General features: G+C 74.1%; 19 protein-coding genes. 7 read left to right on the forward strand and 12 right to left on the reverse strand.

All coding sequences use genetic code 11. The features are described 5' to 3' along the window. Positions 1–18 precede the first annotated feature (18 nt). Positions 19–1,098: an FtsX-like permease family protein gene (locus AB0J46_RS34885; RefSeq protein WP_364338536.1), complete on the forward strand. Its 1,080-nt coding sequence runs from the start codon at positions 19–21 to the stop codon at positions 1,096–1,098. Then, complete coding sequence (locus AB0J46_RS34890) at positions 1,095–1,784, forward strand: ABC transporter ATP-binding protein (protein ID WP_364338350.1); 690 nt, start codon at positions 1,095–1,097, stop codon at positions 1,782–1,784. Before AB0J46_RS34885 ends, AB0J46_RS34890 begins: the two co-directional genes overlap by 4 nt. A gap of 30 nt (positions 1,785–1,814) precedes the next feature. Here AB0J46_RS34890 and AB0J46_RS34895 read toward each other — a convergent pair whose 3' ends face one another. The 3 genes from AB0J46_RS34895 to AB0J46_RS34905 all read right to left on the reverse strand — a co-directional run bounded on the left by AB0J46_RS34895 (position 1,815) and on the right by AB0J46_RS34905 (position 5,943). Continuing rightward, positions 1,815–2,564, reverse strand: coding sequence for a hemerythrin domain-containing protein (locus AB0J46_RS34895; RefSeq protein ID WP_364338351.1), 750 nt, complete (start codon positions 2,562–2,564; stop codon positions 1,815–1,817). A 107-nt stretch (positions 2,565–2,671) separates the two neighbouring features. After that, on the reverse strand, positions 2,672–4,519 hold the full coding sequence (locus tag AB0J46_RS34900; protein ID WP_364338352.1) for a vWA domain-containing protein: 1,848 nt from the start codon (positions 4,517–4,519) through the stop codon (positions 2,672–2,674). 161 nt (positions 4,520–4,680) lie between these two features. Further along, on the reverse strand, positions 4,681–5,943 hold the full coding sequence (locus AB0J46_RS34905) for an MFS transporter (RefSeq protein WP_364338353.1): 1,263 nt from the start codon (positions 5,941–5,943) through the stop codon (positions 4,681–4,683). A 182-nt stretch (positions 5,944–6,125) separates the two neighbouring features. Between AB0J46_RS34905 and AB0J46_RS34910 the strand changes: the two genes are divergently transcribed. The 3 genes from AB0J46_RS34910 (at position 6,126) to AB0J46_RS34920 (ending at position 9,007) form a co-directional block, all read left to right on the forward strand. Next, a complete protein-coding gene (locus tag AB0J46_RS34910; RefSeq protein WP_364338354.1) occupies positions 6,126–7,514 on the forward strand; it encodes a rhodanese-like domain-containing protein in 1,389 nt (462 codons plus the stop codon). 75 nt (positions 7,515–7,589) lie between these two features. After that, complete coding sequence (locus AB0J46_RS34915) at positions 7,590–8,162, forward strand: rhodanese-like domain-containing protein (RefSeq protein WP_352323725.1); 573 nt, start codon at positions 7,590–7,592, stop codon at positions 8,160–8,162. After that, positions 8,159–9,007 carry a sulfite exporter TauE/SafE family protein gene (locus AB0J46_RS34920; protein ID WP_364338355.1) on the forward strand — a complete coding sequence of 283 codons (849 nt, stop codon included), beginning with the start codon at positions 8,159–8,161 and terminating at the stop codon, positions 9,005–9,007. Before AB0J46_RS34915 ends, AB0J46_RS34920 begins: the two co-directional genes overlap by 4 nt. Here AB0J46_RS34920 and pta read toward each other — a convergent pair. Beyond that, on the reverse strand, positions 8,993–11,053 hold the full coding sequence (pta, locus tag AB0J46_RS34925; RefSeq protein ID WP_364338356.1) for a phosphate acetyltransferase: 2,061 nt from the start codon (positions 11,051–11,053) through the stop codon (positions 8,993–8,995). The genes AB0J46_RS34920 and pta overlap by 15 nt on opposite strands. Positions 11,054–11,212: 159 nt before the next feature. Between pta and AB0J46_RS34930 the strand changes: the two genes are divergently transcribed. Then, a complete protein-coding gene (locus tag AB0J46_RS34930; RefSeq protein WP_364338357.1) occupies positions 11,213–14,116 on the forward strand; it encodes a pyridoxamine 5'-phosphate oxidase family protein in 2,904 nt (967 codons plus the stop codon). A 24-nt stretch (positions 14,117–14,140) separates the two neighbouring features. On the opposite strand, the gene AB0J46_RS34935 is transcribed toward AB0J46_RS34930, so the two are convergent. The 3 genes from AB0J46_RS34935 to AB0J46_RS34945 are packed head-to-tail and all read right to left on the reverse strand — an operon-like array spanning position 14,141 to position 17,037. Next, entirely contained in the window at positions 14,141–15,265 is a 1,125-nt protein-coding gene (locus AB0J46_RS34935; RefSeq protein WP_364338358.1) for a M50 family metallopeptidase, read from the reverse strand. A 46-nt stretch (positions 15,266–15,311) separates the two neighbouring features. Next, positions 15,312–16,157 (reverse strand): universal stress protein, encoded by an 846-nt coding sequence (locus AB0J46_RS34940; protein WP_364338359.1) that lies wholly within the window; start codon positions 16,155–16,157, stop codon positions 15,312–15,314. Between the two features lie 40 nt (positions 16,158–16,197). Continuing rightward, on the reverse strand, positions 16,198–17,037 hold the full coding sequence (locus AB0J46_RS34945; protein WP_364338360.1) for a universal stress protein: 840 nt from the start codon (positions 17,035–17,037) through the stop codon (positions 16,198–16,200). A gap of 222 nt (positions 17,038–17,259) precedes the next feature. Between AB0J46_RS34945 and AB0J46_RS34950 the strand changes: the two genes are divergently transcribed. Continuing rightward, positions 17,260–18,171, forward strand: coding sequence for a universal stress protein (locus AB0J46_RS34950; protein WP_364338361.1), 912 nt, complete (start codon positions 17,260–17,262; stop codon positions 18,169–18,171). A gap of 10 nt (positions 18,172–18,181) precedes the next feature. On the opposite strand, the gene AB0J46_RS34955 is transcribed toward AB0J46_RS34950, so the two are convergent. From AB0J46_RS34955 to AB0J46_RS34975, 5 genes are all read right to left on the reverse strand, one after another. Further along, complete coding sequence (locus AB0J46_RS34955; protein ID WP_364338362.1) at positions 18,182–18,892, reverse strand: universal stress protein; 711 nt, start codon at positions 18,890–18,892, stop codon at positions 18,182–18,184. Positions 18,893–19,026: 134 nt separating this feature from the next. Continuing rightward, positions 19,027–21,321: a phosphoketolase family protein gene (locus AB0J46_RS34960; RefSeq protein WP_364338363.1), complete on the reverse strand. Its 2,295-nt coding sequence runs from the start codon at positions 21,319–21,321 to the stop codon at positions 19,027–19,029. Between the two features lie 33 nt (positions 21,322–21,354). Beyond that, positions 21,355–24,099, reverse strand: a complete 2,745-nt coding sequence (gene mgtA, locus AB0J46_RS34965) for a magnesium-translocating P-type ATPase (protein ID WP_364338364.1) — start codon at positions 24,097–24,099, stop codon at positions 21,355–21,357. Between the two features lie 47 nt (positions 24,100–24,146). Beyond that, complete coding sequence (locus AB0J46_RS34970; protein ID WP_364338365.1) at positions 24,147–24,995, reverse strand: universal stress protein; 849 nt, start codon at positions 24,993–24,995, stop codon at positions 24,147–24,149. A gap of 16 nt (positions 24,996–25,011) precedes the next feature. Next, positions 25,012–25,572 (reverse strand): universal stress protein, encoded by a 561-nt coding sequence (locus tag AB0J46_RS34975; RefSeq protein WP_364338366.1) that lies wholly within the window; start codon positions 25,570–25,572, stop codon positions 25,012–25,014. Positions 25,573–25,690 lie beyond the last annotated feature (118 nt).

The raw sequence follows: 25,690 nt of genomic DNA on the forward strand, positions 1-25,690 counted from the left end.
CGCAACGGGGGACGCGCCGTGTTCGTGGCGCTCAGAGACCTGCGCTTCGCGAAGGGACGGTTCGCTCTCATGGGCGCCGTCGTCTTCCTCATCACCCTCCTGGTGACCATGTTGTCCGGCCTGACCGCCGGGCTGGCCCGGGAGAACATCTCGGCCGTGGAGGGCCTGCCCGCCGGGCACCTCGTCTTCGCCGGCGGCGGGAAACCGTCCTTCGCCGACAGCCGCGTCACCGACCGGACCTGGCAGGAGTGGCGGCGGGCGACCGGCGACGCCGCCGAGCGGCTGGGCGTCTCCATGTCGCGGCTCGGCTACGGCGACGACGGGAGCGCGGGGGTGGCGCTCTTCGGCGTCCAGCCGGGCGGCGCCCTCGCCCAGGGGCGGCCGGTGGACGCCGGGAAGGTCGTCCTGTCCGCCGCGCTCGCCGCCGACACCGGGGTGGGCGCCGGGGACACGGTGCGGATCGCGGGCCGGGACTTCACCGTGTCCGGCGCCGGCGGCCAGGCGTCCTACAGCCACACGCCCGTCGTCTGGATCGGCATCGGCGACTGGGAGCAGATGGGCCGCCAGGCCGGCGCCGACAGCGTGGCGACCGTCCTGGCGCTGCCCCCCGGTGACACGGCGCTGCCTGCCGGCGGCCTGGCCGCGGCCGACGCGCGGCTCGGCACCACGACGGTCCCGCTGTCGCAGGCGCCCGCCGCGATCGGCTCGTTCTCCTCCGAGAACGGCTCGCTCCAGCTCATGCGCGGATTCCTGTTCGCGATCTCGGCCCTGGTCATCGGGGCCTTCTTCACCGTCTGGACGATCCAGCGGCGCGGCGACGTCGCCGTGCTGAAGGCCCTGGGCGCGAGCTCCGGCTACCTGCTGCGGGACGCGCTCGCCCAGGCGGTCATCGTGCTGCTGGGCGGCGCGGGCGCCGGCGGCCTGCTCGGCGCGGGCCTCGGCGCGCTGGCCGAGGGCACCGTGCCGTTCGTGTTGTCGGCGGCCACCACCGTGGCGCCGGTGGCCGTGCTGATCGTCCTCGGAGCCGCCGGGGCCGCGCTGGCCATCCGCAAGATCACCTCTGTCGACCCGCTGACCGCCCTGGGAGCCTCCCGATGACACTCAAGCTGACCGACGTCGTCCTGACCTATCCCGACGGCGACCGTACGCTGACCGCGCTCGACCACGTCAGCCTGGCCGTCGCGGCGGGCGAGTTCGCCGCTGTGGTCGGCCCGTCCGGCTCAGGCAAGTCGAGCCTGCTCGCCGTCGCCGCCACCCTGATCACGCCCGCCGCGGGCAGCGTGATCATCGCCGGGCAGGACGTCTCGAGAGCCGGCCAGGCGGCCCGCACCAGGGTCCGCCGCGACCACGTCGGCATCGTGTTCCAGCAGGCCAACCTGCTGCCCTCGCTCACCGCGCTGGACCAGCTCCTGGTGATGGCGCACCTGGCCGGCGAGTCCCCGCGCGCGGCCGGCCCGCGGGCGCGGGAGCTGCTGCTCGCCGTCGACCTGGGCGGCAAGGAGCACAAGCGCCCGCACCAGCTGTCCGGCGGCGAGCGCCAGCGCGTCAACATCGCCCGTGCTCTGATGAACTCCCCCGAGGTGCTGCTGGTGGACGAGCCCACCAGCGCGCTCGACCACCACCGGGGCGAGCGGATCGTCTCCCTGCTGGCCGACCTCACCAGGAGGAACGACCTGGCCACCGTCATGGTCACGCACGACCTGGCCACCCTGGACCAGGTGGACACCGTCCTGTCCATGGACGACGGCAGGCTCGGCGAACGCGCCGCCACCCGGGTCGCCTGACCGGGGCCGCGCCGAGAGCACCGGCCGGGGTCAGCCGCGGGGGGTGAACTGGTCGAGGTCGTAGATGCCGAGCGCCTTCTCGATGTCGGCCACCTGCGCGACCACGCCGGTGAAGCCGGCCGCGCCGAATCGGCGGTGCTCCTCGTCCTCGAACGTCTCGGCCAGCTCGGCGAACTCCTTGGGCGGGATGACGGCCCGCATGGCGGGGAAGACCACGGTGTCCTCGCGCGCCTCGTGCGGCTCGTACATGCGGACGAAGGCGGCCAGGTCGGCGGTCAGACCACGGCGGACGCTCTGGGGGACGGGCCGCGCGGTGACGTCCAGGATGCGGCCGGTCAGGACGCGTCCGCGCCGGTGCTGCCGGATCAGCACGGGCACGACGTCGGTGAGCCGGCCCGCCCCGACCAGGCGCGGGAAGACGTAACGCTCTTCGAGCCGCTCGTGGTAGTCCTCGATGAACGTGCGGATGATCCCGGCGCCGGCGTGCAGGGGGCCGACCGGCACCCGCTCCCCGGCGCCGATCCGCCGGACGCCCTCCCGGTAGACCAGCAGGACGCGCTTGAGGACCCCGTGCTCGCGCATGAGGTCCTCCGGCGGCGTGACCGGCACCTCCCCGGCCCGCTCCGGGCCGGGGGCGGGGCTGGCCGTCGTGGCACTGCGGGCCGGCCGCGCGGTGTCGCAGCCGGTCAGCATCGCCGAGCCGCAGGCCAGGGCGACGGGCATGGCCAGCATCTCGCGACGGCGCACGCTCGCCGGCCCGCCGCCTGCTTCGTCCCTCATCGTCCGCCCCCGTTCCCGAGCCGTCCCTTCCAGGTGCTGCCCGTCGGCCGGCGGTCCGACGCGAAGGCGCGGGTAATCCTTGTGCCGGGAACGCGTCTACCCGCGGGCTACCACTCCTCGTTCCATGCCTCGTCAGGCATGGACCACTCCTGCGGGTGCGGGCAGGCGAAGGCCGATTTGTGGCAGACGTCGTGCCAGCCCGGGTGCTCCTCGCAGTGGTCCCAGTACGGATGCCCGCCATCGCAGTGCCCCGGATGGGTCGGCGTGGGCTTCGGCGTGGGCGTCGGGGTCGGCGCGGGCGTGACGGTCGGCGGGACCGTGGGCGTCGGGGTGACCGTCGGGGTCGGGGTCACCGTCGGTGTCGGTGTGGGCGTCGGCGTGGGTGTGGGCGTCGGGGTCGGGGTGGGCGTCGGGGTCGGCGCGGGCGGGCGGTTGTAGACGGTGCAGCTGACGGCCGCGTCGCTCGGCACCTCGACCGTGAAGCCGAGGCCGCCGCTGTTGGTCACCGGCACCTCGACGCCGGTGTCGATCTGGCGGCAGACGGCGTTCCGCCCGTCCTGGGTGACCAGGGTGTGACCGGGGTGCTGGGCCTCGGTGACGGTGACGTCGGCCGACGCGGTCTGGCTGAAGGTGAGGTCGAAGTTGACCGACCCCGTGCCGTCGCCGGTCGTCGACTCGGTGGCGGGCAGCCCGCCGATGCCCGGCGTGGTGGTCTCGGCGGTGAAGTCCCAGCCGGGGCCGGCCGGGGTGGCGCCGGCGACGTCCTCACCGGTGTTGCCGGACGGGACGAGCTGCTTGATCACCGACAGCGACCCCTCGCACTGGGCCCGGACGATCTCCCGCAACGCCTGCCCGGCGGCGGCGTAGTCGCTGGTCTGGAAGTAGTCGGCGGCGACCGCGTTGGAGCCGTCGAAGGCGGTCGTGCCCGAGATGGCGCGCAGGTTGAGCGCGGTCAGGCCGGTCACGCCGTTGCCGACGCCGACGGCCAGGACGCGGGTGCCCTCGGCCTTGACCGCGTTGGCGGAGAAGATCCCGGCCTCCACCTCGGCGATGCGGGTGTTGCTGCCGTCGCCGAGCAGGGTGTCGTAGTAGGTGGGGTTGCCGTCGGTGAGCACCACCAGCAGGTCGTAGCGCGGCGCGGCCTCGGCGACCGCCCACAGGCCGCGGTCCCAGTTGGTGCCGCTGCCGAGCTGCCAGTCGGCGTACTGGTTCTTGAACGCCTCGGCGCCCGCCTCGGTGGACACCGGCATGAGGTCGGGGTTGTTCGTGGTGCCGGCGCTGGGCGAGTTGCGGTCGAAGGTGAACAGCGCCATCCGGGACGGGGTGCCGGTCAGCGCGTCGGTGAAGGTGTCGGCGGCCGCCTTCAGGTCGGGCAGCGCGCTGCCCACCGAGGCCGACAGGTCGAGCAGCAGCGCGACGTCGAGGCCGCAGGTGAGATCGGGCCGGGGGTTGACCCGTGACTGCTGCCAGATCCCGGTCGAGGCGGTGGCGTCCCCGCGGGTGTTGTTGATCATGAAGTCGCTGGTGGAGGAGTACGTGGTGCCGCTCTCCAGCGCGGGGGTCTGGAAGACGTACGGCGTGGCGACGGAGTTCGACCCGCTGCCGCGGCCGGTGCGCAGCTCGGGGTTGGTGTACCAGCCGCCGGGGGCGGACAGCTGCTTGACGTAGAAGCGGGCGCCGGCGTTGTCGCCGCCCGGCTCGGTGCCTGGGACGACGAAGCTGCAGTCGCCGTCGTCGTCCGAGACGCACACGCCCCAGTCGGCGTCGACCGGGACGGCGGCGTCGGGCGCGGTGAACAGGCCGAGCTCGACCCCGGCCAGCGGCCCCACGGTGGTGTCGCCGGTGCGGTCGCCGCCGGTGCGCACCGTCACCACCGACGTGTCCGGCGACGGATCGGGCACGACCAGCGGGGACGACGGGACCGCGAGCAGCCCCGCGCACAACACTTTCGCCATCCTGCCGGCGACTATGCGAACACTCTTCATCTTCCCCCCAGAGCAATCCGATCACTACGGACTGTAACCAGGAGTGGATCAAAGGGCGCTTCCGCCGTCCCCGGCCGCGCGATCAATGCCGACCGCACCTTGGGACGCGCTTGACCTGGGCCGGCCCGCCGTCAGCCCGCCGTACGGTCGCTGATCCAGCGGGCGGCGAGCAGGCCGGAGACGGCGGTGAGGACGGCCCCCGCGACGACCGTGGCGCCGAGGCCGAGCACGTCGGCGAGCACCCCGGCGACCAGGGCTCCCGCCGCGTAGCCGACGTCGCGCCAGAAGCGGTAGGCGCCCAGGGCGTTGGCCCGCCAGGAGGGGTGGGCGTGGTCGGAGACCGAGGCGATGAGGGCGGGGTAGACCATGGCGGTGCCGAGCCCGAGGACGACGGCGGACAGGACCCCGGCGAGCAGGGCGTCGCCCAGCGGGGCGACGGCCAGGAGCAGCCCGCCGGCCTGGACGAGCATGCCGGTGACGATGAGGGGTTTGCGGCCGAGGCGGTCGGCGAGGTGCCCGGCGGGGATCTGGCCGACGCCCCACAGCAGCGGGTACAGGCCCTTGATCAGGCCGACGGCGGCCAGGCCCAGGCCGTGCTCGGTGAACAGGAGGGGGAAGACGCCCCAGGTGAGGCCGTCGTTGAGGTTGTTGACCAGGCCGGCCTGGCTGACGCCGCGCAGCGAGCGGTCGCGCCAGGACGTGCGGGCGAACGCGGCCGCCGGACCGACGTCCCCGCCGGCCGGCCGGGGGTGCCGGTCCAGTTCGAGGGCCACGTGGGCGGCGGTGTCGCGGACGGCCAGGGCCAGGGCCAGCCCGGCCACGACGAAGACGACGCCGACGAGCTCGGGGACGGGCCGCAGGCCGTGCCGGGTGGCGAGGTAGCCGGTGAGCAGCGCGGTGGCGCCGACGGCGGTGTACCCGGCGGCCTCGTTGAGGCCGGTGGCCAGCCCCCGCCGGGCGGGCCCGACCAGGTCGATCTTCATGTTGACGGTCATCGACCAGGTCAGGCCCTGGTTGAGGCCGAGCAGGACGTTCGCGGCCACGATCCACCCCCAGGAGGGCGCCCAGGCCAGGACGAACGGGACGGGGATCCCGATCAGCCAGCCGGCCACCAGGAGCTGCTTGCGGCGGAACCGGGCCGTCAGGGCTCCGGCGGCCAGGTTGGTGACCGCCTTGGTGAGCCCGAAGGCGACGATGAAGGAGAAGACGGCGAGGTCGCTGGTCAGGCCGAAGGCGTGGGCGCCGATGAGCGGCACGGTGGTGCGTTCGAGGCCCACCAGGCCGCCGACGGCGACGTTGACGACGACCAGCAGCGAGAACTGCAGGGCGTTCGCCCGGAGCCCGAGGCGTACGGGGGGCCGGCCGGCCGGGGCGGGCGCGGAGATGTTCTGCACGGCGAAGGTCCCTTCGCGCCTGGATTGCCGGGTGCATATGTCCAGGTCACCATACCCCCCCAGGTATCCTTGGCAATACCACGGGGGTATTTGACATCCTCGCCGCGGAGAACCTACTGTCGGGTAGGCGATACCCCCCGGGGTATCAATCCACTGGCCGCGTTCCTCACGAAGGGATTGCCGTGTTCTTCACCCAGTACTACCTGGACTGCCTCTCGCAGGCGTCGTACATGATCGCCGACGAGGGGACCGGCCGCGCCGTGGTCGTCGACCCCCGGCGGGACGTCTCCGAGTACCTGGCCGACGCCCGCGCGCACGGCCTGACCGTCGTCGGCGTCGTCAACACCCACTTCCACGCCGACTTCGTCGCCGGCCACCTGGAGCTGGCCGACAGCACCGGCGCCTGGATCGGCTACGGCCGCCGCGCCGAGACCGAGTACCCCATCCGCAAGCTCGGCGACGGCGAGCGCATCTCCCTCGGCGACGTCACCCTGGAGATCATGGAGACGCCCGGCCACACCCCGGAGTCGATCAGCGTCCTGGTCTACGAGCACGCCGAGGACCCGGTCCCGTACGGGGTGCTGACCGGCGACGCCCTGTTCATCGGCGACGTCGGCCGCCCCGACCTGCTCGCCTCCGTCGGCGTCACCCCCGGGGAACTGGGCGCGATGTTGTACGACAGCGTGCAGAACAGGCTCATGGGCCTGCCCGACGCGGTGCGGGTCTTCCCCGCCCACGGCGCCGGCTCGGCCTGCGGCAAGAACCTCTCGGCCGAGAAGCAGTCGACCATCGGCGAGCAGCGGGCCACCAACTACGCCTGCGCGCCGATGGACCGCGAGACGTTCGTCGCGCTCGTCACCGCCGGGCAGCCCGCCGCCCCCGGCTACTTCGCCTACGACGCCGACCTCAACCGCAGGGACCGCGCCCGCTACGACGCCTCGGCGGCGCCCGTGCCGCTGACCCTCGACGAATTCACCAGGCTGCGGGCCGCCGGCACGGTCGTGGTGGACGCCCGCGACCCGCAGGACTTCGCCGCCGGGCACCTGCGCGGCGCGGTGAACGTGCCCGCCGACGGGCGCTTCGCCGAGCAGGCGGGCACGGTGCTCGACCCGGCCGCCGAGCTGGTCGTCATGGCGCCGCAGAACCGTGAGGAGGAGGTCGTCACCCGCCTGGCCCGGATCGGCTTCGACCGCGTCGCGGGTTACCTGCGCAACCCCGACGACGCGCTGGTGGCCCTGGCCGCCGAGGTCGCCCCGGCCAGCCGCCTGACCGCCGCGCAGCTGCGCGCCGCGCTCGCCGGCGACGCTCCGCCCGTCGTCGTGGACGTGCGCACCGCGGGCGAGCGCGAGGCGAACGGCTTCATCGACGCCGCGCTGCACATCCCGCTGAGCGAGCTGCCCGCCTGCAGCGGCGAGCTGCCCGCCGACCGGCCCGTCGTCCTGCACTGCGCGGGTGGTCACCGCTCCTCCGTCGCGGCGAGCCTGCTGCGGCACCGCGGCTTCCAGGACGTCTCCGACGTGCTCGGCGGCTACGCCGCGTGGTCCCTGTCGGCCGAGCCCGCCGCCGTCTGACCCGACCGTTCCCCGTCCCTGTCCTACACATATGTCTCCTCTATACCCCCCTGGGTATCAGCGAAGGAAAGATCCATGAACACCTCCTCCGTCCTCACCCCCACCGTGCTGCAGCGGCTCGTCCAGGAAGGGCGGGCGCCGCGCCTGCTCGACGTGCGCACGCCCGGCGAGTTCCGCACGGCGCACATCCCCGGCTCGTACAACGTGCCGCTGAACACCCTGCGCGAGCACCGGGCTGAGCTGCTGGCCCACCTGGACGAGGACGTCGTGCTCGTCTGCCGCTCCGGGGCGCGGGCCGCGCAGGCCGGGCAGGCCCTCGCCGAGGCCGGGCTGCCGAACCTGCGCGTCCTGGAGGGCGGCATCGTCGCGTGGGAGACGGCCGGCGCGTCCCTGGAGCGGGGGCCCGAGCGGTGGGACATCGAGCGCCAGGTGCGGCTCGTGGCCGGTTCCGTCGTCCTGGTCACCGGTCTGGCCGGGATCTTCCTGCCCGGCGCGCACCTGATCGGCACCGCGATCGGCGCGGGCCTGACGTACGCGGCCGTCAGCAACTCCTGTGCCATGGGCGTCCTGCTGTCCAGGCTGCCCTACAACCGCGGGCCGCGCACCGACATCCGCACGGTGCTCGCGGAGCTGCGGAGCACCCCGTGACCGTGCTGATCGTCGCGGCGTCGCTGCTCGTCGGGGTCAGCCTCGGCGTGCTGGGCGGCGGCGGCTCGATCCTGACCGTGCCGATCCTGGTCTACCTGGCCGGGCAGGACACCAAGGAGGCGATCGCCACCTCGCTGTTCGTCGTCGGCGTCACCAGCCTGGCCGCGCTGGTCCCGCACGCGCGGGCCCGGCGGATCCGCTGGCGGACCGGCCTGCTCTTCGGCGCGTTCAGCATGGCCGGCGCGTACGGCGGCGGACGCCTCGCCGAGTACGTCCCCGGCACGGCGCTGCTCGTCGCCTTCGCCCTGATGATGCTGGCCACGGCGGTCGCGATGCTGCGCAGGCCCCGCAACCCCAGGAAGCGGGCGCGGCCCGCCCACGGCGACCTGCCGCTGCCGCACATCGCGGCGGAGGGCCTGGTCGTCGGGGCGGTGACGGGGCTGGTCGGCTCCGGCGGCGGCTTCCTCGTCGTCCCGGCGCTCGCCCTGCTGGGCGGGCTGCCGATGGGCGTCGCGGTCGGCACCTCGCTGCTCGTCATCGCGATGAAGTCGTTCGCCGGGCTCGCCGGGCACCTGGCGGGCGTCGCGATCGACTGGCGTCTCGCCCTGATCGTGACGGCGTCCGCGGTGATCGGCAGCCTGGCCGGCGGCCGGCTCGCGGGCCGGATCCCGCAGGACGCGCTGCGCACGGCGTTCGGCTGGTTCGTCGTCGTCATGGGCGTGTTCGTGCTCGTCCAGCAGATCGACGCCGCCGTCTGGAGCCATCCGGCCACGTGGGCGGGGGTCGTGGCCGTGCTGGCCGCCGCCCTCGCCGCCCGTCGGTGGCGCGCCTCAGGCGCCGGCTGACGGTCCGGAGGACGCCGGTTCGTCGCGTACCTGGGCGGCCGTGACCGCCACGGTGGTGACGATGTCGGCCACGGTGGCGCCCCTGGACAGGTCGTTGACCGGCCTGCGCAGCCCCTGCAGCACCGGCCCCACCGCGACCGCCCCCGCGCTGCGCTGGACGGCCTTGTACAGGTTGTTGCCGGTGTTCAGGTCGGGCACCACGAAGACGGTGGCGTGCCCGGCCACCTGGCTGCCGGGCATCTTGGCCCGCGCCACGGCCGGGTCCACCGCGGCGTCGTACTGGATCGGCCCTTCCACCTGGAGGTCCGGGCGGCGCCGACGGACCAGCTCGGTGGCGGCGCGCACCTTGTCGACCTCGGCGCCCGCGCCCGAGGTGCCCGTCGAGTACGACAACATCGCGATCCTGGGCTCGACGCCGAACATCGCCGCGGTGCGGGCCGAGGCGATCGCGATGTCGGCGAGCTGCTCGGCGGTGGGGTCGGGGTTGACCGCGCAGTCGCCGTAGACCAGGACCCGGTCGGCCAGGCACATGAAGAACACGCTGGAGACCAGCCCGAGCCGCAGGATCTCGAACGCCGGCCTGATCGTGTGCGCGGTGGTGTGCGTCGCGCCGGAGACCATGCCGTCGGCCAGGCCGGCGTGGACCATGAGCGTGCCGAAGTAGGAGACGTCGGTGACGGTGTCGCGGGCCAGCTCGACGGTCATGCCCCGGTGCGCCCGCGCCTCGGCGTAGGCGTGCGCGAACCGCTCGCGCAGCTCCGGGTCGAACGGGCTGAGCACCCTGGCCGCGGCCAGGTCGAGGCCGAGCTGAGCGGCCTGGACCCTGATGCGTTCGGCGTCGCCGAGCAGGGTGAGGTCGGCCACGTCCCGGCGCAGCAGGATGTCGGCCGCGCGCAGGATGCGCGGCTCCTCGCCCTCGGGCAGCACGATGTGCCTGCGCCGGGCGCGTGCCCGGTCCAGCAGCTCGTACTCGAACATCAGCGGCGTGACGACGTCGGTCTTGGCGATGTCCAGCCGTTCCAGCAGCAGCGGGCCGTCCGCGTGCTCGGCGAACAGGCGCAGCGCCGCGTCGATCTTGCCGCCCGCCTCGGGCGTGAACCGCCCCTCCACGGCCGACAGCCGGGTCGCGGTGTCGAACGTGTCGTGACCGGTGGCGATCACCGGCAGCGGGATCTCCATGCCGCGCAGCAGCCGCTCCACCGAGCCGGGCAGCTCGGTGCCGCCGGTGAGCACCACCGCCGACAGGGCCGGGAAGCCCGGCGAGGTGTGCGCGGCGATCAGGCCGGGCAGCAGCGCGGCGGCCCGGTCGGACGGGATGATCACCGCCGCGCCCTCGGTGAGACGCTCCAGGATGCCGGGCAGCGACATCGCGCCCACCATCAGCGCGCTCGCCTCCCGGCCGAGCCCGTCGCGCTCGCCGAGGAAGAACCAGCCGTCGCACGCGTCGAGCAGGTCGGCGACCGTCGGCGCCCGCAGCGAAGGGGTCTCCGGCAGCACGAACACGGGCGTCGCATGGCTGAACGTGAGCGGCCCGCCGGTCGAGCGGGTGACCACGACCGCGAGCTCCTGGGCGTGATGGTGGGCCAGCTCCCTGGCCGACACCTCGACCGCCGCGGCGGTGCGGGCGGCCGTCCGGCCCCTGCCGCTCACCACGTTGATCACGGGAGTGCCCAGGTCGGCGGCCAGCCGGGCGTTGAACCCGAACTCCGTCGGCGCGCCCACGTCGGTGTAGTCGGTGCCGACCACCACGACCGCGTCGCAGCGCCGGGCCAGCGCGCGGAAGCGGGCCACGATGTCGCCGGCCGCCCGCTCGACGTCGGCGTGCACCTCGTCATAGGTGACCCCCGCGCACGCCTCGTAGGGCAGGGCGAGCTGGAACCGGCTGCGGATGGTGTTGACCAGGCCGTCCTCGCGTCCGGCCCGTACCACGGGGCGGAACACGCCCACGCTTCCCACCTGCCGGGACAGCAGCTCGACCAGCCCCAGGGCGACGGTCCCCTTGTTGCTTCCCGCTTCGCCGGCGGCGACGTACACAGCTCGTGTCATGACACTCATTCTCGACGCCCTCGCCGGGTCCGGAACGCCATCGGGCCCGGATCAGTGTCGTACGCCCCCGATGGCAGGGACCAACGTCCCTGTCTTGGGGGGAAGGCAGGTGGGTAGCGTCATCGTCATGGCCGCCTTGACCCGGTCCGTGGGGTCGCGATGAACCCGTGGACGCTCACCTACGAGGGCTTCGCCCCGGGCTCGGCCGGGCTGCGGGAGGCGCTGTGCACGCTCGGCAACGGCCGGTTCGCCACCCGCGGCGCCACGCCCGAGGGCCGGATCCGCACGCCCGGCACCTACCACGCGGGCTGCTACGACCGCCTGGCCTCGCAGGTGGGCGGCCGGACGGTCGTCAACGAGGACCTGGTCAACCTGCCCGACTGGCTGCCGCTCGGCTTCGCCACGCCCGGCCAGGACTGGTTCAGCCCGGAGCTGGCCGACCTGCTCGGCTACACCCAGGAGCTCGACCTGCGCCACGGGGTGCTGCGGCGGGAGCTGCGCTGGCGCGACGCGCTGGGCCGGGTCACCCGGGTGCGGCAACGCCGCCTGGTCTCCATGGCCGATCCCGCCCTGGCCGCCCTGGAGACGACCTTCACCGCGGAGAACTGGTCGGGCCCGCTGCGCGTCCGCGCCGGGCTGGACGGGCGCGTCACCAACAGCGGCGTCGAACGCTACCGCGACCTGCGCGGCGACCACCTGACGGAGCACGCCACGGGCCACCGCGACGGGCTGACCTGGCTGACCGCGACCACCCGCTCCTCCCGCGTCACCGTCGCGCTCGCCGCCCGCGCCGACGCCCCCTCCCCCGGCTCGCCCTCCATGGAGCCCGACCACGTCGCCAGCGAGCACGTGCTGACGGTCGCCGAGGGCACGCCGGTGACGTTCACGAAGGTCGTCGCCCTGCTGACCTCGCGCGATCCCGCCGTGCACGACCCGCTGTCGGCCGCCCTGCGCCGCGCGGCCACGGCCCCGGGCTTCGCCGAGCTGCTGGAGGCGCACGCCGCGGCCTGGGAACGGCTGTGGGAGCGGGCCGAGCTCAACGTGGACGGGCCGGAGCTGTCGCAGATCGTCCACCTGCACATCTTCCACCTGCTCCAGACCCTGTCGCCGCACACCGCCGACCTCGACGCCGGGGTGCCCGCGCGCGGCCTGCACGGCGAGGCGTACCGGGGGCACGTGTTCTGGGACGAGCTGTTCGTCCTGCCCTGGCTCAACCTGCGCTTCCCCGAGATCTCCCGCGGCCTGCTGCGCTACCGGTGGCGCCGCCTGCCCGAGGCCCGCGCGGCCGCCCGGTCGGCCGGGTACGACGGCGCGATGTTCCCCTGGCAGAGCGGCAGCGACGGCCAGGAGGAGACCCAGACCTACCACCTCAACCCCGCCTCTGGACGCTGGCTGCCGGACGTCTCCCACCTGCAGCGCCACGTCGGCCTCGCGATCGCCTACAACGTGTGGCAGTACCGCCTGGCCACCGGCTCCATGCCGTCGTGGTGCGCCGACCTGCTGATCGCCATCGCGCGGTTCTTCGCCTCGCTGGCCGTGCTCGACCCCGTCTCCGGCCGGTACGAGATCCGCGGCGTCATGGGCCCGGACGAGTACCACACCGCCTACCCCGGCGCCGCCGAACCTGGCCTGGCCAACAACGCCTACACCAACGTCATGACCGTGTGGCTGCTGCGGCACGCCCTCCGGCTCGGCGTGGCCGGCGCGCGGGAGGCGGCGCGGTGGGAGGACATCACCCGCCGCATGCGGGTCGACTTCCACGACGGCGTCATCAGCCAGTTCACCGGCTACGCCGGGCTCGCCGAGCTGGACTGGGAGCGGTACGCGGGCGTCCGCCGCCTCGACCGCGCCCTGGAGGCCGACGGCGACGACGTGAACCGCTACAAGGCGTCCAAGCAGGCCGACACGCTGATGCTGTTCTACCTGCTCGGCGCCGACGAGCTGCTGGCGATCCTCGACCGGCTCGGCTACCCGGCCGACCCCGGCCTGATCCCGCGGACGACCGCCTACTACCTCGACCGCACCAGCCACGGCTCCACGCTGAGCGCGGTCGTGCACGCCTGGGTGTTGTCGCGCTGCGACCGGGCGCGCTCCTGGCAGTTCTTCGCCGAGGCGCTGGTCGGGGACGTGCACGACGTCCAGGGCGGCACCACCGCCGAGGGCGTGCACCTGGGCGCGATGGCCGGGACGGTGGACATGCTGCAACGCTGCTACCTGGGCCTGGAGCCGAGGCCCGAGGGCCTGCTCCTCGACCCTCTGCTGCCCGGACGGCTCGGCACGCTCTCGTTGCCGGTCCTGTTCCGCGGACGCCGGATCACCATCGAGGCCGGCCACGACGGCACGCGGGTCGACGGCGTCCCCGTGCCCGGCGGTGCGGGCCTCGTCCTCACGGAGAAGGAGATGATCATGACGAACAGCGGTGACTTCGGACGCCGGGTGGCCCACCACCGCGACCGGCTGGGCCTCACCGTCGACCAGCTGGCCGAGCGCGCCGACATGTCCCCCGGGTACGTCACGTACCTGGAGGGCCACCTCGGCATCCCGGACAGGAACACGGTGACCCGCCTGGCCACCGCCCTGGAGACGACCCCGCAGGACCTGCTGGGCGGTGGCCGCGACCGTCCGCCGGGCCCCGGCGCCGGCCCGGACGAGCCGGTCCTGGAGGTCCTCGACCCCGAGGAGTGCCTGCGCCTGGTCGCGCCGGGCGGGATCGGGCGGATCGCGTTCAACGGCTCGCACGGGCCCACGGTGCTGCCCGTCAACTACCGGTTGCACGAGGGCGCCGTGCTGTTCCGCACGTCCCGCGGCGGGCCCATGGACCAGGACCTGCGCACCGGCCTGGAGGGCGTGGACATCATGATCGGCTTCCAGGTGGACCGGATCGACGAGGTGCGCAAGGAGGGCTGGAGCGTGCTGATCCAGGGGCCCGCCCATCACGTGCCCGAGGACGAGGTCGCCAAGCTGGCCGACGCGGGCGTCACGCCCTGGGCGGGCGGGGAGCGTCATCTCTACATCCGGGTCGTGCCGCACCAGGTCACCGGCCGCCGGATCCACGGCCTGTGAGCCGGCCGCCGCCGTGGACCCGCGTCACACGGGGGCGGCGGGCCGCAGCAGCGCCTGTTGCAGCGCCCGGCCGAGGTCGGCGTCGGTGATCATGCCGGTGACCACGCCGCCCTCGACGACCACCGCCGACAGGCCGCCCACCCGGGACGGACGTTCCAGCAGGGCGGCCGCGTCGTCGTCCGGCGACAGCACGCGCGGCGGCTTCTGGGCGGCGACCAGCGTCTCCACCCTGGTGTCCCCCCTGCGCTCGGCGGGCACGGCGAGCAGGGTCTCCAGCGAGACCACGCCGAGCGGCGCCCCGTCGAGCCCCACGACGGGGAAGACGGACTGGTGCGAGCCGAGCACCACCGTGTCGACCAGCCCCTGCACGGTCAGCCACGCGGGGGCCAGGTCCGGTGTGACCGTCATGACGTCCCGCACCAGCACTCCGCCGAGGCCGCGCCGGGCCGCCCTGCTCATGATCTCGCCGCGGGCGGCGCCCGCGATGTACCAGCCGGTGATCACCACCCACATCCCGCCCAGCGGGTTCCACACCCAGATCACGACGAACCCGGTGAAGGTCAGCGCCATGCCGATCGCGTAACCGGCCCGCGCGGCGCCGGCGTCGGCGCGGGCGCGGTCGCCGTGGCGGCTCCACATCAGGCCGTGCAGCACCCGCCCGCCGTCGAGGGGGCTGCCGGGCAACAGGTTGAACACGCCCAGGACGAGGTTCATCATGGCCAGCCACGCCGCGGCGGCCCTGGGCACGCCCGGTGGCAGCACGGCCGTGACGGCGAGGGCGAGACCGCCGAGCAGCAGGCTCGCGGCGGGGCCGGCGGCCGCCGTCACCACCTCGGCCCCGGGCGTCCGCGCCTCGTCGCGGAACTGCGTGACGCCGCCCAGCGCCCAGAGGGTGACGGACTCCACCTCCATGCCGCACCGTTTGGCCACCAGCGCGTGCGCCAGCTCGTGCGCGAGCAGGGACACCATGAGCAACAGCCCAGTGAGCGCGCCGGCGACCCAGTACGTCGTCCTGCCCGCGCCCGGGGCGGCGACGGCCAGGACCCCGGAGCCCAACCCCACCGCCACGAGCGTGACGATGGCCAGCGCGGACCAGTGAGCGCCGACGGGGATGCCCGCCACCCGTCCGAAGCGCAGGGTTTGCCTCATACTTCCAGCTTGCATGCTTCTCGACCCTCCTGACCAGGGACGACCTCTACGGGCGGACCACCGCGACGGCGCAGCGGGCGTGGTGCAGCACTCCCCTGCTGACCGAACCGAGCATCAGCGAGCCGAACGTGCCCCGCCCGTGGGAGCCGACCACGATCAGGTCGCAGGGAGCCCCGGTGAGCGCCTCGACCGGATGCGCGCTCTGGACGTCCTCCACGACCGTCACCTCGGGACACCTCTCCCGCCATCCGGCCGTCCGGGCGCGGACCGCCTCGTGCTGGGCGGCGCGGACCTCGTCCAGGTCGTAGGCGATCTCGGGGGCGAAGGCGTGCACGGGGATCTGCCAGGCGCGGATCAGGCGCAGCCGGGCGCCGCGCAGCCTGGCCTGCTCGAAGGCGTAGCCGATGGCCGGCTGGCAGACGTCGGAGTCGCCGATCCCGACGCCGACCTCGCCGACCGGCCCGCCGCCCTCGGCGCGCACCACCACCACGGGACAGGCGGCGTGCCCGGCCACGTGCATGGTCACCGATCCCAGCAGCGCGCCGGCGAACCCGCCGAGCCCCCGGTTGCCGATGACCAGCTCGTCCGCCTGCCGCGCCTGATCCAGCAGGACGGCCGCGGGCGTGCCCTCGACGACCTCGGCGTGCAGCCGCACCGACGGCTGCCGGGCGCGCGCGGCGCTCTCGGCCGCCTCCAGCACCTTGGCGGCCGCCATCAGCAGGTAGTTGCCCTGGCCGTAGTCGGGGAACCTGGTGACGGCGTACGGCTGCCGGTCCAGGGCGTGCACGATCCGCAGCTGCGCGCCCGTCCGCGCGGCGTCGTCGGCGGCCCAGCCGACCGCCGCGGCGGCGGGGGCCGAGCCGTCGGCTCCCACCACGATCACACCGGCCATGACGCCCCCTCGTCCGACACTCCGAACACCTCCGGTCCCGTCATCCCTTCTCCGCGCGCGGCCGTACCACCGCCACCGGGCAGACCGCGTGGTGCAGCACGCCGTGGCTCACCGAGCCGAGCACCGCGGAGGAGAAGCCGCCCCGTCCGCGCGAGCCGACCACGACCAGGTCCGCGGCGGCGGCCGCCTCGGTGAGCGCGGCCACGGGGTGCCCGCGCACCTGCTCGTCGGTGATCTCGACGTCGGGGTTCTCGCTCCGGCACGGGTTCACCCGCGCCTGGGCCGCCCTCGCCTCCTCCTGGAAGGAGTCGGCCAGCAGGTGGCTGTAGGCCGCCCAGTACGGCGAGACCGCCGGCGCCTGCCAGGCGTAGACCACGTGCAGGCGGGCGCGCCGCGCACGCGCCTGCTCGACGGCGTACGCCACGGCCTGGCGCGACCCCGCCGAGCCGTCGTCGCCGGCCACCACCAGGTCGTGCCGGACGGCGACCACCCCGCGGACGACCACGACGGTCCCCGCGGCGTGCCCGGCCACCGCCCGGCCCACCGACCCCAGCACCATGCCGGCGAAGCCGCCCATGCCCCTGCTGCCCAGCACCAGGCTGTCGGCCGTGGCCGATTCGACGATCAGCGCGTCGATCACGTTGCCCGCCAGCATCTCGGCGGTGACCTCGACGCCCCCGCCGATCGCGCGGGCCCGGCCGGCGGCGGCCTCCAGCGCACCCAAGCAGGCCCGGGCCCCGTCCACGCCGAGCACCCACTGCTCGCACACGTGCACGAGCCGGAGCGGCAGCCCTCTGCGCTGCGCGTCGCCGGCGGCCCATTCCACTGCGGCGGTCGATGACGCGGAGCCGTCCACCGCGGCCACGATCCGTCCGCGCATCTTCCCTCCTTCGCGCCTTCGACGTCCCCATACCCGCCATAACGGATATAAGAGGCGTAAACACACCAAAAGTCGCCGCTGTCCCCTCCAACTTCGGGACGCGGCGCGCGACGGGCAAGCAGGCTAGGCCAAGAGTTTCCGCGTCTGTGGGGCTCGTCCCGCCGGTCCAGGGAAGGCTCATCCGCGCAGGTAACCGGACAGAATTCGCTCCCGGAGGCGGCAGTGATCGACACCCATGCCGGCCGGCCGGTGCTCGTCGGGTACGACGACTCGACCGAGAGCCGCCACGCGCTGCACTGGGCGGTCGCCGACGCGCGCCTGCGCGGGCTGCCCGTCCTGGTCTGCCACGCCCTGCACTGGCCCTACGCCCCCAGACCCGTCGCCCAGGAGATCATGCGGCACGTCGAGCCGGTGGCGCTCGGCGTCGTGGACGAGGGCGTCCGGCGGGCCAGGGAGCTGGCGCCGGAGCTGGACGTGCAGCCGCTCCTGGGCCGGGGCACCCCCTCGGCGGTGTTGCTGGAGGCCGCGCGTGAGGCGGAGCTGACGGTGCTCGGGTCCCGCGGGCAGGGCGGGTTCGAGGGGCTTCAGGTGGGGTCGGCCGCCGTCCAGGTGCCCGCGCACAGCGTCACGCCGGTCGTGGTCGTCCGGCCGCCGCTCCAGCCGCCCACCCGCCAGGACGTCAGGATCGTGGCCGGCCTGGACGGCTCACCCGCCAGCCTGGCCGCCTTCGACCTCGCCCTGGACGAGGCCGCCCTGCGCGAGGGCACCGTGACGGCCCTGTGCTGCTGGGCCGACTGCGGGTCGTCGTCCTGGCAGGAGCCGCTGCCCTTCGTGGACTCGCACGCGCTGCGCAAGGGCGCGGAGAACCGCTTCCGCGAGGTCGTCGCCCACCTGGCCCGCAGACGCCCCGAGGTGACGGTGGTCACCGAGTTCCTGACCGAACGCCCCCAGCGCGTGCTGATCGAGGCCTCCAAGGACGCCACGCTCCTCGTGCTCGGCAACCGGGGGAACGAGGCCCCTCCCTGCCTGCTGCTCGGAGCGGTGACGCAGGCCGCCCTGCTGGAGTCCAGGTGCCCGGTCGCGGTGGCGCCCGCGGCCGTGCTGAACCCGCGGCTGCCGCCCGCGTCCGGGTGACGCGGGGAGCTCAGGGGCGGTCGCCCGGCACCACCGCGACCGGGCAGGGCGCGTGCTGCGGAAGGGAGCTCGCGGTGCCGAGATGCGCGGCCCGCGTCCGGCCGACCACGACCAGCGTCGCCCGCTCGTGGGGCTCACCGTGCTCCACCTGGACCTCCGGACGGCGAGCCGCCCACTCCCCCAGGTCGGCGGAGGCCGCGAGCGGCAGCCCGCGCATGGCCGCCTCGGCGAACGCGAACTCGACGACCGCCGCGTCCGGCTCCCGCTCGGCCAGGACGACCGGGCCGGGGCGGGTGGCCTTGGGCAGCGGCCCCGGCCCGCGTACGACGATCACCGGACACTCGGCGTGCGCGGCGGCGTACCCGGCCACCGAACCGACCACCACCCTGGGCAGCGCGCTCAGCCCCCGCGAGCCGACCACGACGAGCGTGGCGTCGGCGGACAGCTCCACCAGCCGCTGGGCGGCCGGGCCCTCGTACAGGTCGGTCTCCACGCGGACGCCCGAGCTGGTGGAGCGGGCGCACTCGGCGCCGTGCCACAGGACGTGCTCGGCCGCCTTGCGCAGGTGGGCCTTGGCCTCCTCCTCCGCCTCGCCGTACGGCCATTGCCAGGCGTGGACGACGGTCAGCGGCAGGTTCCTGAGCTCGGCCTCGTCCAGCGCCCAGTCCAGGGCCTGGACGGAGAAGTCCGAGCCGTCGTAGCCGAGCACGATGCGATCCATGTCCGTGATCCCTTCAGACGTCGCCAGCCTTCAGCCTCGGTCCCGCGAGGCCGGCCACCCGTGGTGCGGCGGCCCGTCTTGACGGGACCTTGACCCTCCTTTTCCGGCCGCGCGGGGCCGGCGTCCTTCGCGCGTCACCAGGTCCAGTCGCGGACGGCGGGGGCGTCCTCGCCGTGCTCGCGGGTGTACGCCCGCGCTCGCAGCCGCTCGTCGGCCATGCGCTGGCGCAGGTGCGCCTGGGTGGCGCCCAGGCCGGGCACCCGGTCGATGACGTCGATGACCAGGTGGTAGCGGTCGATGTCGTTGAGCATGGCCATGTCGAACGGCGTGGTCGTGGTGCCCTCCTCCTTGTAGCCGCGCACGTGGATGTTGGCGTGTCCGGCGCGGCGGTAGGTGAGGCGGTGGATGAGCGAGGGGTAGCCGTGGAAGTTGAAGACGACCGGCCGGTCCACGGTGAACAGGGCGTCGAACTCGGCGTCCGGCAGGCCGTGCGGGTGCTCCGACGGCGGCTGCAGCCGCATCAGGTCCACCACGTTGACGACGCGCACCTTCAGCTCGGGCAGGTGCTCGCGCAGGATCGCCGCGGCGGCCAGCGTCTCCAGGGTGGGCACGTCGCCCGCGCAGGCCAGCACGACGTCCGGCTCGGCCCCCTCGTCCGAGGACGCCCAGGGCAGGACGCCGAGGCCGCGGGTGCAGTGGGCGACGGCCTCGTCCATGGTGAACAGGTCCAGCACCGGCTGCTTGCCCGCCACGATCACGTTGACGTAGTCGCGCGAGCGCAGGCAGTGGTCGGCCACCGAGAGCAGGGTGTTGGCGTCCGGCGGCAGGTAGACCCGGACGACCTCGGCCTTCTTGTTGACCACGACGTCGAGGAAGCCGGGGTCCTGGTGGCTGAAGCCGTTGTGGTCCTGCCGCCACACGTGCGACGACAGCAGGTAGTTGAGCGAGGCGACGGGCCGCCGCCACGGGATCCTCTTCGCCGACTGCAGCCATTTGGCGTGCTGGTTGAACATGGCGTCGATGATGTGGATGAACGCCTCGTAGCAGTTGAACAGGCCGTGCCGGCCGGTCAGCAGGTAGCCCTCCAGCCAGCCCTGGCACAGGTGCTCGCTGAGCACCTCCATCACCCGGCCGCCCGGGGCCAGGTTCTCGTCCGTGGGCTCGACCTCGGCGTTCCAGGCGCGCGTGGTCGTCTCGAAGACGGCCTGCAGCCGGTTGGAGGCGGTCTCGTCCGGGCCCATCAGCCGGAAGTCGTGCGGGTTGGCGGCGATCACGTCCCGCAGGAAGGCGCCCAGCACCCTGGTCGGCTCGGTCGACTGCGCCGCGGGCGACTTGACCTCCACCGCGTGGTCGCGGAAGTCGGGCAGCGCCAGCGGGCGCAGCAGCTCGCCGCCGTTGGCGTGCGGGCTCGCACTCATCCGCAGCGGCCCCTCGGGGACCGTCCCCAGCAGGACGGGCGCCGGGCGGCCCTCGGCGTCGAACAGCTCCTGCGGCCGGTACGAGCGCATCCACTCCTCCAGCATGGCCAGGTGCGCCGGGTTGTCGCGGACGCCCGACAGCGGCACCTGGTGGGCCCGCCAGGTGCCCTCGACCGGCTTGCCGTCCACCTCGCGCGGGCCGGTCCAGCCCTTCGGCGTGCGCAGGACGATCATGGGGAGGCGCTCCAGGCGGCCCTCCTTGTAGGCGGCGATCTCGTCGAAGACGGTGTCGAGCGTGCGCGCCATCTCCTCATGGTCGGGGCCGACGAGGTGGGGGCAGTAGCCGTAGCCCTCCATGAGCTTGACCAGCTCGTCCTGCGGGATGCGGGCCAGGACGGTCGGGTTGGCGATCTTGTAGCCGTTCAGGTGCAGGATCGGCAGGACGACGCCGTCGCGGTAGGGGTCGAGGAACTTGTTGGAGTGCCAGCTCGCGGCCAGCGGGCCGGTCTCGGCCTCGCCGTCACCGACGACGCAGGCGACCACCAGGCGCGGGTTGTCGAACGCGGCGCCGTAGGCGTGCGCGAGCGAGTAGCCCAGCTCGCCGCCCTCGTGGATGGAGCCGGGGGTCTCGGGCGCGACGTGGCTGGGGATGCCGCCGGGGAAGGAGAACTGCCGGAACAGCCGGCGCATCCCGGCGGCGTCCTGGGAGACCTCGGGGTACTTCTCCGAGTAGGAGCCCTCCAGCCAGGCGTGCGCGACGGCGGCGGGCCCGCCGTGGCCGGGACCGGCGATGTAGATCATGTCCTGCCGGCGTTCGGCGATGATCCGGTTGAGGTGGGCGAAGCAGAAGTTCAGCCCCGGGGTGGTGCCCCAGTGGCCGAGCAGCCGCGGCTTGACGTGCTCGGGGCGCAGCGGCTCGGTCAGCAGCGGGTTGTCCAGCAGGTAGATCTGCCCGACGGACAGGTAGTTCGCCGCGCGCCAGTAGGCATCGATGTGCTGCATCGTCGTCATGATGACGATGATTGCCGGATGCGCTCCCGCGCCCTAGGGACCTTGGTCCCCTTCTCGGGGGGCGGAGGGCGGACGTCCGGCGGCGAGGGCGGCGGCCACCGTGCTGAACCGGTGGGCCCTGCGGTGCGTCGGGTGCGCGGCGGTGCGCCCGCCCCCGGCCAGGGTCTCCGGGGCGGCCCGGTAGAAGCGGCGCTTGGCCAGCTCGACGAGGGCCAGGTAGGCGACCACCATCAGGCCCAGCACCGCGAAGAACGGGCCGGGCAGCGGCTGGAAGCCCAGGGCGCCGGCGAGCGGGGTGACCGGGATGACCGCGCCGAGCACCACGACGCTCAGTGCGGCGACCGTCAGGGGCAGGCTCGGACGGCTGCGGAAGAACGGCACCCGCCTGGTCCTGATCGCGAAGACCACCAGCACCTGGGTGGCCAGGGACTCGACGAACCAGCCGGTGCGGAACAGCGGCGGCCCGGCGTGCAGGACGCCGAGCATGACGGCGAAGGTGGCGAAGTCGAACAACGAGCTGACCGGCCCGAAGAACAACATGAACCGCCGGATCAACGCCACGTCCCACCGGGACGGGCGCCGCAGCTGCTCGGGATCGACGTTGTCGGTGGGGATGGCGAGCTGGCTGGAGTCGTAGAGCAGGTTGTTGAGCAGGATCTGGGACGGCAGCATCGGCAGGAACGGCAGGAACGCCGAGGCCGCGGCGGCGGAGAACATGTTGCCGAAGTTGCTGGACGTCCCCATCAGCACGTACTTCATGGTGTTGGCGAAGATCTGCCGGCCCTGGATGACGCCGTCGGCCAGGATGGCGAGGTCCTTCTCCAGCAGCAGCACGTCGGCGGCGTCCTTGGCGACGTCGGTGGCCGCGTCGACGGAGATGCCCACGTCGGCGGCGTGCAGCGCGAGCGCGTCGTTGACGCCGTCGCCGAGGAAGGCCACGTCCAGGCCGTTGCGCCGCTGGGCCCGCACGATGCGCGCCTTGTGCTCGGGGCTGACCCGGGCGAACACGACGGCCTGTTCGATGAGCGCGGCCAGCCGGGAGTCGTCGGCGGCCTCGACGTCCTGGCCGGTCAGCACCCGCCCGCCGGGCAGGCCGAGATCGGCGCACAGCTTGGCCGCGACCGCGGGGTTGTCCCCGGTGAGCACCTTGACGGTGATGCCGAGGCCGGCCAGGCGGCGCAGCGCCTGCTCGGCGCCGGCCTTGGGCGGGTCGAGGAAGACCAGCAGGCCGCGGAAGACGAGGTCGTGCTCGTCGGCCTGGCTGAGGGTCGTCCGGCGGGCGGCGTCGCCGGTCAGCCGTCGGGTGGCCACCGCCACCACCCGGTTGCCGGCGGCGAACTCGGCCTCCAGCACGGCCCTGGCCCGGTCGGCGACCGGGGTGCAGCGCGCCAGCACGGCCTCCGGAGCGCCCTTGGTGACGATCATCCGGCCGTCGTCGTCCTCGACCAGGACCGAGGCCGCTCTGCGTTCGTGGTCGAAGGGCACGACGGCCAGGCGCCGGCCGGGCGGCCCGGGCCGGAGCGCGGCGGCGGCGGGCGCGTCCCACAGGGCGACGTCCAGGGAGTTGCCGCTCGCCGAGTGGCCCGGTTCCCCGTCCTGGCCGCTCACGACGGCCTCGTTGCAGAGCAGGCCCAGCTCCAGGACGCGGTCGTCGGGGCTGCCGTCCGGCCCGAGTGCGCGCGTGAAGCTGATCCGCCCCTCGGTCAGGGTGCCGGTCTTGTCGGTGAACAGCACGTCGATGTCGCCCAGGTCCTCGATGCAGACCAGCCGCTTGACCAGCACCCGGTGCCGGGCCAGCCGGTGGGTGCCGGCGGCCAGGCTGGTCGAGACCACGGCGGGCAGGAGCTGCGGGGAGATGCCGACGGCGATCGCCAGCGAGAACAGCAGCGCGTCCAGCACCGGGCGGTGCAGCACGAGGTTGACGACGAAGATCCCGGCGGTGAGCGCGGCGGCGACGCGCACCAGCAGCATGGAGAACCGGCGCAGCCCGATCTGGAACTCGGTGTCCGGATGACGGTCGCCGAGCCGGAGCGCGATGCGCCCGAACTCGGTCCGTCCGGCGGTGGCCACCACCACGCCGGTGCCGGACCCGGCGTGCACGACGGTGCCCATCAGCGCGCAACTGGCCAGCTCGGCCAGCGCGCGGTCCGGGCCGACGGGCTCGACGGCCTTGGCCACCGGCAGCGACTCGCCGGTCAGCACCGACTCCTCGCACTCCAGCCCCGCCGACGACACCAGCCGCAGATCGGCCGGGACGATGTCGCCCAGCCGCAGTGTGACGACGTCGCCCGGGACCAGCGTGACGACGTCCACCAGCCGGGGAGCGCCGTCCCGCAGGACCAGGCAGCGGTGCCGGATCTGGGAGTGCAGCGCCTCGGCGGCCTTCTCCGCCCGGTACTCGTTGAAGAAGCCCAGCCCGACCGACACCGTCAGGATCACGCCGATGATGATCGCGTCCGTCGACTCGCCGAGGAAGAACGACGCGGCGGCGGTGACCGCCAGCAGGATCAGCAGAGGCGAGCGCAGCTGGCGGGCCAGCACCGCGGCCCGCCGGGCCCGGTGGGTGCGCAGGGAGTTGGGGCCCACGGCGGCCAGGCGGCGCTCCGCCTCGGCCTGGCTCAGGCCGCCGCCGGTGCCGCCCAGCCGGGCCATGACGTCGTCGACCGGCAGCGCGGCCGCGACCGCGACGTCCAGCGCGCCCTCTCCGGTCATGTCACTGTCCGAGCCGTCCCGCTCGGCCTCCTCCTGGTTCTGGTAACCGGCCCGTCGCCAAGACAAAGGCAAAGGTGCTCCACGCCCATCCCAACGCCCGCGGCGACGTGCCGTCAATCCCGCGGCCGGACGACCGCCACCGGGCAGCGGGCGTGGTGCAGCACGCCGCGGCTGACCGACCCGAGCAGCGCCGATCCCAGCCCGCCGCGCCCGTGCGACCCCACCACCAGCAGGTCGGCGTGGTCGGAAGCCGCGGTGAGCGCGTCCACGGGGTGCGCCGACGGCGTCTCCCGCACGACGACGACCTCGGGGTAGTCGGCGGCGAACACGTTCACCCGATCGTCGACGACCTGCTGCTGCGCGGCGCGGACCTCGTCCATGGCGTAGGCGGCCTCCGGCGCGAACGCGTGCACGGGCAGCTGCAAGGCGTGCAGCACCCGCAGCGTGGCGGCCCGCAGCCGGGCCTGCTCGAAGGCGTGGGCCAGGGCGGGCTCGCACTCCGGCGAGTCGTCCACCCCGGCCACCACCTCGCCGCGCACCTGCTGCCGGTCGCCCCGGACCACCACGACGGGGCAGCTGGCGTGCCCGGCGACGTGCGTGCTGACCGAGCCCAGCAGCGCGCCGGCGAACCCGCCGAGGCCGCGGCTGCCGAGCACGATCTCGGCGGCCTCCTTCTCCTGCCCGCGCAGCACGACGGCCGGCAGACCTTCGACGTCCTGCGTCGTGACCTCGACGGACGGCTGCCGTTCCCGGGCCAGCGCCTCGGCCTCCCGCAGGATCCGCTCGCCCTCGTCCGCCGGCAGGTCGGGCGCCCAGCCCGGGGAGAACCGGTGGATCTGGTACGGCGTGCGGTCCACGGCGTGCACGATCCGCAGCGGCAGCCGCATGCGGAAGGCGTCGTCCGCGGCCCATGCGACGGCGGCGCGCGAGGCCACCGAGCCGTCGGCTCCAACAACGATCATGATGTTCCCTCCTTCGTCACCTCCCATGAGACCCGGCCTCCCGCCGTCCCTCGCAGAGCCGAAGGTCGGCCGGGCCAGGGCCGAAGGGCCTTCCCCGATGCCGTCCGGCGAGGGCGGGCGGCCTCGACGGCGTCCCGCCGTCCGTCGCCGCGGCCTGCACCACGACCACGGGGCACGGCGGCAGGCGCAGGCACGACAGCAGCACCGCGCCCAGCCGCCCGTCCCCGGCGGGCCGCGCGGCGGAGCCGAGCACCAGCAGGCCGGCTTCGCGCGCCTGGTCCGCGAGCGCCGTCTCGGGGCGGCCCCGCACGAGCCGCGCCTCGACGGCGACGCCGGGGAACCGGTCCATGACCAGGGCGACCGCCTGATCGAGCACGGCGCTCGCGCGCGCCTCCTCAGACCCGGCGGGCCGGGACGGGCAGGGCGCGTACGGCGCCCTGTGCTCGATCGAGGGCTCCCAGGCGTGCACGACGACCAGCCGCGCCGCGCGACGGGCCGCCTCGTCGGCGGCCCACAGCAGCGCGGCCGCGCAGTCCTCGGTGCCGTCGGTCCCGGCCACGATCAGGCGAATGCTCATACCTCCACGATCCGCCCGCGCGACCGGCGCGGAACAGTGCCGAAGGCCCCGCTTCCGGTGACTTTCGGCCCTGCCGCCGTCCGGCCGGTCTCGGGAGGCTGGAGGAGCGGGGAGACCT

The organism is Nonomuraea sp. NPDC049758 (assembly GCF_040674635.1).
Taxonomy (GTDB): domain Bacteria; phylum Actinomycetota; class Actinomycetes; order Streptosporangiales; family Streptosporangiaceae; genus Nonomuraea.